Origin of the sequence: Microaerobacter geothermalis (assembly GCF_021608135.1) — a bacterium.
Lineage (GTDB): Bacteria > Bacillota > Bacilli > DSM-22679 > DSM-22679 > Microaerobacter > Microaerobacter geothermalis.
This window is the reverse complement of the sequence record NZ_JAKIHL010000066.1, coordinates 1-6,938: the sequence shown is the minus strand read 5'-3', so window position 1 is coordinate 6,938 and position 6,938 is coordinate 1. Positions and strand designations below refer to the sequence as shown.

The window sequence follows — 6,938 nt, the reverse complement described above, 5'->3', positions numbered from 1 at the left end:
GAATCTGGTTTTGGACGATTATGATTCTACCAAGGAGTAGCCCTCTTTGTATATACTTTCTTTGACGTACTTTCGCATTTTTGCTACCGCGCTAACGCTTGCTCCCTTCTAATTCGCGTTTGCTTGCAAGCAAGCGAACGCTCATTACGAAGCTACGTCCCCATATCGTAAGAAATGACTTTATGTTTTAAAAATCATGTCTTGACGATGGGGTGCACCTCAATTTTTCTCCCACAAACATTTTACTCATACGGAAGGTATGATGAACGAGAAAAGGCGGCCTATGTATTTCTCTATACGACAAATGAAAGAATTGGGACGAAAGAATTCACAAGTAGCAAGGAACTTAAATATTTCAAGGAATACCGTCTCTAAATTCTGGGACATGGCGCCGGATGAGTACAAAAACTTTTTGGAGAAACTCGAGACGCGATCAAAGAAGCTGGATTCGTTTGAAGCGGATATTGTCAGATGGATGCGGGAATACCCTGATCTATCTGCCGCTCAGGTGATGGATTGGTTGAAAGAGCACCATGGCAATCTAGTAATAATCGCTGAAAGCACGGTTCGAAATTATGTACGCGAGATACGCTTAAAATATGGGAATCCCAAAGCGATGCGAATTCGACATTATGAAGCAGTGGAGGAACTCCCGATGGGAAATCAGATCCAAGTCGATTTCGGGGAAACCAAGCTTAGACATCCACAGGGACATACAGTCAAATTATGGTGTATCACATTTGTATTGTCGCCCATGGATACACTCAACCATCTACTCAAGACACAAGAGATTGCGCGGACGTCACAGACCCGGATAAAGAGCATTCTGGGCTCGGATCTAGTGATCATCGACGATCTCATGTTCATGGCCATGGAGAAAAGCGAATCAAACTTGTTCTTTTAGTTTATTAACAAGCTCTACGGTCAAGCGTCAATCATACTGACCTCCAACAAAGGACCAGAGGACTGGGGCGAATTATTAGGAGATCCGGCCATCACGACAGCCATACTTGATCGTATATTACACAAAAGTGAAATTTGCTCAAAAGTACTTGACAGTTACACCTGCTTGCGGCACATATGAATCCGGAATGTGCGCTCCCCAAAATCGACTTGTATCTGTTTCCCCATATGGATGCAGCGTTTTGGGATTTTTATTTACAGCGGCGATTGCGGTACCAATGCATAAACATCGGTTGCATTAACCCATAAGAAAATCGCATTGCTCAATTCCATCTTAATGAATTTGTTTATAAAAGGGGTCCTACAATATGATAAAGTATGGCATTATTTTCATACTCATATTTCCTGCTGTCCTCATCGCTTTCCTTTTCTTTCGTATGGAAGCGTATTTTGGACAGCCATCCCAAGACGAAATTCAAGACAGTAATTCCACGAATGAGGAGAGTGGAAATGTCATTGATTCAACAAATACAATAAATAGAACTCGCCCCTTTGTTGTCGTTGTCAAATATGCCCGCATGGTCGAACAAGACACTAATCTTCCCGTTAAATTACAAATTGTCAGCCTTAATGACAGGAAAGTTGTTTTCCAAGATAATTGGAATGACTACTATGGGCTGTCTGGCAAAGAGTATAAAATTAGCACGAATGCAAATTTACAGTATTCTATTTTCAGCTTTTTCCTCTTCATCTTCATAAAAAAAGAAGGACTGCCAGGCTTTAACCTGATTTTCCTTCTCTTAAATAGACATTTTTATTAAGATCTTGCTTTTTTGTGTAAGACCAAAGATCGTTAGGTGATGGGTAATTAGTCTACTCATTCTTAATGAAATTCCACGTCAATCCTTTTTCTATTATCTTTCATTAATTTAGGCATTTTCACTTCAAGAACCCCATTCTTATATGAAGCTTTTACCCCTTCAGGCGATACAGGGCTTGGAAGTGAAATAGATCTGTGAAAACGACCTACATAACGTTCTTTTCTATACATATTTTCTTCTTTTGTTTCATTTGTTCTATTGATAGAACCACTGATACTTAAAGTATTATTTTCAATATCAATATTCACATCTTCTTTCTTTTCAAGTCCTGGAATATCACAAGTAGCCACTACTTCACTTTCTGTTTCATATATATCTACTCTTATTCCACCTAAATTTTGTTCAGTTCCAAAAACAGAAGGAAAATTGGAGAAAAAACGGTCAAACTCCTTTCTCATATTAGCAAATTGACTAAATGGATCATACGGTACCAATGCCATTATTTGAACCTCCTTGTTAATTCATACAAGGGTATTATTTGTAATATACTGAGAAATATTCCAAAAAATATAAAGAAAAAATCACCAATCTTTGTTTTAAGGAATAAGGTTTAAAGGGAAGGGGATAAGGAAGGCGTAAAGGCTTGGTAGGACTGGATTTTGCACGATTAAAGGGCAGAAGGATTGAGGGTCAATAATAAACGCTCCGTATAAACCTAGATCAATTTCCTTGTTCTCCTTAGTTAACGGTTCTTTTATTTGTACTGTCATACAGTAAAACCTCTTTGTATTATGTTTTTTGTTTCCCTCAACATCGACCTTAAAATAATTCTAAGGAAACTTTTTTATGGTACCAGTTTATGATACGCCATCTTCAGGTGGAACTTAGGATTAAGCATAACTTGGGATTAACATATGATATAATTGAATTAATAAAAATTCATGAAGAGGGATATCGGATGTGTGGACGGTTTACATTGACAGTTTCGCAAGATGAGTTCATAGAGCGTTATGGCTTAAATAAAGTTACGTTTGAATTTCAACCCCGATACAATATCGCACCTTCCCAAATGATCCCTGTTATCATTTCTGACTCAGGAGAGAAAAGAGCTGGTTTATTAAAATGGGGTTTTGTTCCTAACTGGGCAAAAGATGAGTCCATATCCTATAAAATGATCAACGCTAGATCGGAGACCGTTCGAGAAAAATCAGCGTTCAAAACTGCCTTCCTTCGAAAGCGTTGCATCATCCCTGCTGATGGATTTTACGAGTGGAAAACCACCCCTAACGGCAAACAACCCATGCGCATTGTCTTGAAAAATAAAGGACTATTCTCTATGGCTGGGTTATTCGACACTTGGATCTCACCTGATGGTCGCAAGGTCCATTCATGTACCATCATAACCACAAAGCCTAACAAGCTAATGGAATCGATTCATGATCGAATGCCTGTCATTCTACGCCCTGAAGATGAAGAGATCTGGCTTGATCGGAATAATCAAGATCCAGAATTACTGCAAGGTTTGCTTCAGCCATATCCTGAAGATAAGATGTTTGCATATCCAGTCTCTCCGATTGTTGGAAATCCGCGGAATGACGAACCAGAATGTATCCAACCAATATAAACTGTCCCAAAAACGCACCGAAATCGGTGTGTTTTTTGTTAAGTAAAGTGTTCGTTCAAGGCGCAATCGAACGCACTTGGACAAATTGTAGAGCTCCTGTCGCAGCGATCCTCCCAAGATCATTCATTAGCATTGTAACCCATCAATTTTTAATGTTGGTTTCAGGAATATACTATTTTTTGAACTTTATTAGCGGCGTACACACCTTAACAACTTCTCCTTCCTTCACTGTGTTCTGATATACATCTCCAGTTCCAGGGCTAGGCAAAATAACACTTCTATTAAAATTATTGATTTTTAATTGCAGGAGATTGGTTTTTGAGTCTACGTATTCTCCTTCATTAACCATCAATTTTTCAACGGTATAATCCCCTTTATCAAAAGGTTGTTCAAAAAGGTCTTCCCACAGTTCATCTTAAATATGAAAGAGTTACCTCCTGATGGAAAATAAACGTTCTGCTTCCCTTTAATATCATTATATTAAATGTTCCACATAATTTCAGAATCCAGAGATCAAGCAAATGATGAAGTGGAATTTGTTCGATGTCCGCATGGAACGCACCGTCTTAGAGGTGGAACCTTATATACAATCTTCTAATTTTACTGAAGAAGACTTGGAAACAATACTTGGCGCCAGAGTATGGATGTACAATCTTTTAATGATTATTGAGCAACATCCGATGTATAATGGTCTATAATAAAAAAACAATATAGGGGAGAAACAGCATGGATTTTCGAAGCGATACGGTGACAAAGCCAACGGAAGAGATGAGGAAGGCGATGTTAAATGCCGAGGTTGGGGATGACGTGTATGGTGAAGACCCTACCGTAAACCGTTTGGAAACATTAGCAGCTAAGATACTCGGGAAAGAAGACGCATTATTTGTCACAAGTGGTACACAGGGAAACCAAGTTGCTATTTTGACTCATTGCCGTCCGGGGGATGAGATTATCTTGGAAGCTGAATCCCATATCTTTCTATATGAAGCAGGGGCCGCATCAGCGTTAGCAGGTGTCCAAACGAGACCGATTCGAGGGATAAAAGGGGCGATGGAACCTTCAGATGTAAAAAAAGCGATTCGCAGTGATGACATCCATCATCCTTATTCCGGATTAATTTGTTTGGAGAATACCCATAACAAAGCGGGAGGGAAAGTGATTCCCATCCAGACGATGAAGGCTATATACGAGATCGCCAGAGAAAAGGACGTTCCGGTCCATCTCGATGGTGCAAGGTTGTTCAACGCTGCGGTAGCTGCTGGTGTTCCCGTGACAGAATTTACACAATATGTCGACACAGTACAAGTTTGTCTTTCCAAAGGACTATCTGCACCAGTGGGATCTATTTTAGCCGGGAGCAAATCGTTTATAAAGGAAGCTCGTAAATGGAGAAAGCGTCTCGGTGGCGGATTGCGCCAAGTCGGTGTGCTCGCAGCTCCGGGAATTGTCGCATTAGAAAAAATGGTGGATCGTTTAGCAGAAGACCACGCTAACGCGCGGCAGCTTGCGGAAGGATTATCCACTATTCCCGGTTTACAGGTGGATGTTGATGGTGTAGAAACGAATATTATTCTTTGCAATATTAAAGAAACAGGTCTATCGAACGAACAGTTTCTTACTCGTATGAAGGAAGCCGGAATATTAGCGGTTCCATTCGATGATGGGGTCATTCGTTTCGTAACCCATCGAGAAGTGACCGGTGATATGGTGCAAATAGCAGTTCAACGGATCAGACAATTAATTGGCTAATACATGGTAAAACAGGAAGTCAATTAGTGACTTCCTGTTTTTTTGCAAAATAAAGAACTACTTTATTATCTCTTAACAACAACCTGTCAAGAGACAATAATTCATGTCCATCCCACTCAAGCCCCACCAAAGCCTCCAATCCCTTGCCGCACAAAGGGTTTCAGGTTTTGAGGAGCCAGTTGGTACAAAATACCAGGAAAATAAAAAGTGTCCGCCAAATTGGAAGAAATTAGTCGAAAGGGCGGCAGGGAGCACGAAAATGGAACGTTGGGAAATGTCCAGGGAAATAATTTGAGTGAACAAATGGAGAAGCTCAATCGGTATATAGCGGGAGGGGGTATATTGGGAAACTGCTTGATTTATCAATGTTCGTTCCTGTCCCCTATCCCCTGTACCTTTTCAAAAAAGAGAAAGCCGAACAGGTGATCGGGTAAGAACCCTATCACCGCTCGGCTTCTTGGACATTTTTTATTGTCCCTGGACATTTTTTATTTTCTCAGGACGGGATTTATTAGCTGTCTACATATTAGGGGCAAGTTAAAAAGTGATAGTTTATAAGTACGGATTGTTAAGAACTTTTTTGCCTTCCTTCTCTTCCTCAAGTAAGAAATTTAAATAATCTCCAATTTGCTTAAAATCCATATCAGGCTTAAAACCTTTTGAATCATCTAAAAATCTCACGTTCATCAATCTATCAAAAGTAGCTTCACATGTTCTACGTGGAAATTTCCCTAAAGAAGAATCAAAAAAACTTTTGTGGCAAGAATAATGATGTGTATGAATAAAGTCCTTCCAAGTATCTCTAAGTTCCTCATCTGATTTAATATCAATAATTTCAATTTCTTCAAGTGACCGATTCTCTACTTCTCCCCAAGCTTCTTTAAGCAATGCAATAGCAGAAACATCTGTTTTTGGGGCACTGTATCCAAAGATCGTAAACATATATGCCCTTTCCAAATAGTATCGAGTCAAGTTCCAATTATCTCTTATGAATATGTCATTCGAGTAATCCTTTTCTCTGATAGGATATAATAATTTGGAGGGTTTAAATGCTTTTCTACAAACTGGACATCTATTTTGAATAAGACCTGCACGTTTATGTTCTAGACACAAGCCTACATAAACGTTTCCATGTAGGAATGCTAGCTTAGGTAAATTATCTGTTATTTGTCGAACTCTCGTGTAAGCTTGTAACAACAATGGATCCCAATTAAAAGTAGCTATCAAATCTTTCTTTGTTAAACTAAGTACCAAAAAATCGTACACAGTAGGTTCATCAGGTATTACAAAATTAAAGAAATAGTCATAGATACGTTTTTCTAACTCAATAGCAATTGGTTCACATTCAGGACGGCTTTTTAATTCTGAATAAATATCTTCTAAGTTTTTGCTTTTTGTCTGTAAATTAGCCTTTTTAATTGTTTCGGTCATATTTAATTTTTCAATGAATCCTTCCATGACCGAGGTTCGCTTATTATATTTATCTCCGTTTGGAATGGCAGCAACACTCGCTCCAGCACCCAACAAAACAACATGGGGGCGATTTTTCATTATAGCTTCATACTCGTCAAACTTCATTATTGTCCTCCGATATATTAAAATTTTGTAGAACGAATCAATTTCATAAATCCAAACCCTTATGACACTAAGATTTTTAAGGCACTAAAAAAGGAGTACCTCCCCAAATCTCGAATAGAGTAATTGACAAAGAAAACTCAACGAGAAAGGATGGACTCCTTATGTTCCCTATTCGACAAGGACATTTATTTTCCCTGCAAGATTTATTCGATTTAGAACCTACCCAGCAATATCAGGCTATTTTTGAGGGAATCGACATTACT

The 6,938-nt window shown here is 38.9% G+C and carries 8 protein-coding genes and 1 pseudogene; 6 read left to right on the top strand and 3 right to left on the bottom strand.

All coding sequences use genetic code 11. The annotated features are described in order from the left end of the window. Positions 1 to 754: 754 nt before the first annotated feature. Positions 755 to 1,084: pseudogene (locus tag L1765_RS15540) on the top strand (ATP-binding protein); the annotation flags it as partial. 187 nt (positions 1,085 to 1,271) lie between these two features. After that, positions 1,272 to 1,724 (top strand): hypothetical protein, encoded by a 453-nt coding sequence (locus tag L1765_RS15535; protein ID WP_236408403.1) that lies wholly within the window; start codon positions 1,272 to 1,274, stop codon positions 1,722 to 1,724. 62 nt (positions 1,725 to 1,786) lie between these two features. On the opposite strand, the gene L1765_RS15530 is transcribed toward L1765_RS15535, so the two are convergent. Continuing rightward, the gene (locus L1765_RS15530) at positions 1,787 to 2,224 is read right to left on the bottom strand and encodes an Hsp20/alpha crystallin family protein (protein ID WP_236408402.1); all 438 of its coding nucleotides are present in this window, start codon (positions 2,222 to 2,224) and stop codon (positions 1,787 to 1,789) included. A 458-nt stretch (positions 2,225 to 2,682) separates the two neighbouring features. On the opposite strand from L1765_RS15530, the gene L1765_RS15525 reads away from it, so the two are divergent. Beyond that, complete coding sequence (locus tag L1765_RS15525) at positions 2,683 to 3,348, top strand: SOS response-associated peptidase (RefSeq protein WP_236408404.1); 666 nt, start codon at positions 2,683 to 2,685, stop codon at positions 3,346 to 3,348. Positions 3,349 to 3,520: 172 nt separating this feature from the next. On the opposite strand, the gene L1765_RS15520 is transcribed toward L1765_RS15525, so the two are convergent. After that, positions 3,521 to 3,697 (bottom strand): hypothetical protein, encoded by a 177-nt coding sequence (locus L1765_RS15520; protein WP_236408401.1) that lies wholly within the window; start codon positions 3,695 to 3,697, stop codon positions 3,521 to 3,523. 202 nt (positions 3,698 to 3,899) lie between these two features. Here L1765_RS15520 and L1765_RS15515 point away from each other — a divergent pair, with 202 nt between their 5' ends. The 3 genes from L1765_RS15515 (at position 3,900) to L1765_RS15505 (ending at position 5,392) form a co-directional block, all read left to right on the top strand. Then, positions 3,900 to 4,046, top strand: a complete 147-nt coding sequence (locus L1765_RS15515) for a hypothetical protein (RefSeq protein WP_236408400.1) — start codon at positions 3,900 to 3,902, stop codon at positions 4,044 to 4,046. A 28-nt stretch (positions 4,047 to 4,074) separates the two neighbouring features. Continuing rightward, a complete protein-coding gene (ltaE, locus tag L1765_RS15510) occupies positions 4,075 to 5,097 on the top strand; it encodes a low-specificity L-threonine aldolase (protein WP_236408399.1) in 1,023 nt (340 codons plus the stop codon). Positions 5,098 to 5,200: 103 nt separating this feature from the next. Continuing rightward, on the top strand, positions 5,201 to 5,392 hold the full coding sequence (locus L1765_RS15505; protein ID WP_236406143.1) for a hypothetical protein: 192 nt from the start codon (positions 5,201 to 5,203) through the stop codon (positions 5,390 to 5,392). A 257-nt stretch (positions 5,393 to 5,649) separates the two neighbouring features. On the opposite strand, the gene L1765_RS15500 is transcribed toward L1765_RS15505, so the two are convergent. After that, positions 5,650 to 6,675 (bottom strand): SIR2 family protein, encoded by a 1,026-nt coding sequence (locus L1765_RS15500; protein ID WP_236408398.1) that lies wholly within the window; start codon positions 6,673 to 6,675, stop codon positions 5,650 to 5,652. Positions 6,676 to 6,938: the final 263 nt, after the last annotated feature.

Excerpts from the sequence above, each read along its gene's own strand:
- L1765_RS15535 (WP_236408403.1), top strand. The coding sequence starts at position 1,272 with ATGATAAAGTATGGCATTATTTTCATACTCATATTTCCTGCTGTCCTC.
- L1765_RS15530 (WP_236408402.1), bottom strand. The coding sequence starts at position 2,224 with ATGGCATTGGTACCGTATGATCCATTTAGTCAATTTGCTAATATGAGA.
- L1765_RS15525 (WP_236408404.1), top strand. The coding sequence starts at position 2,683 with ATGTGTGGACGGTTTACATTGACAGTTTCGCAAGATGAGTTCATAGAG.
- L1765_RS15520 (WP_236408401.1), bottom strand. The coding sequence starts at position 3,697 with ATGGTTAATGAAGGAGAATACGTAGACTCAAAAACCAATCTCCTGCAA.
- L1765_RS15515 (WP_236408400.1), top strand. The coding sequence starts at position 3,900 with ATGGAACGCACCGTCTTAGAGGTGGAACCTTATATACAATCTTCTAAT.
- ltaE (WP_236408399.1), top strand. The coding sequence starts at position 4,075 with ATGGATTTTCGAAGCGATACGGTGACAAAGCCAACGGAAGAGATGAGG.
- L1765_RS15505 (WP_236406143.1), top strand. The coding sequence starts at position 5,201 with ATGTCCATCCCACTCAAGCCCCACCAAAGCCTCCAATCCCTTGCCGCA.
- L1765_RS15500 (WP_236408398.1), bottom strand. The coding sequence starts at position 6,675 with ATGAAGTTTGACGAGTATGAAGCTATAATGAAAAATCGCCCCCATGTT.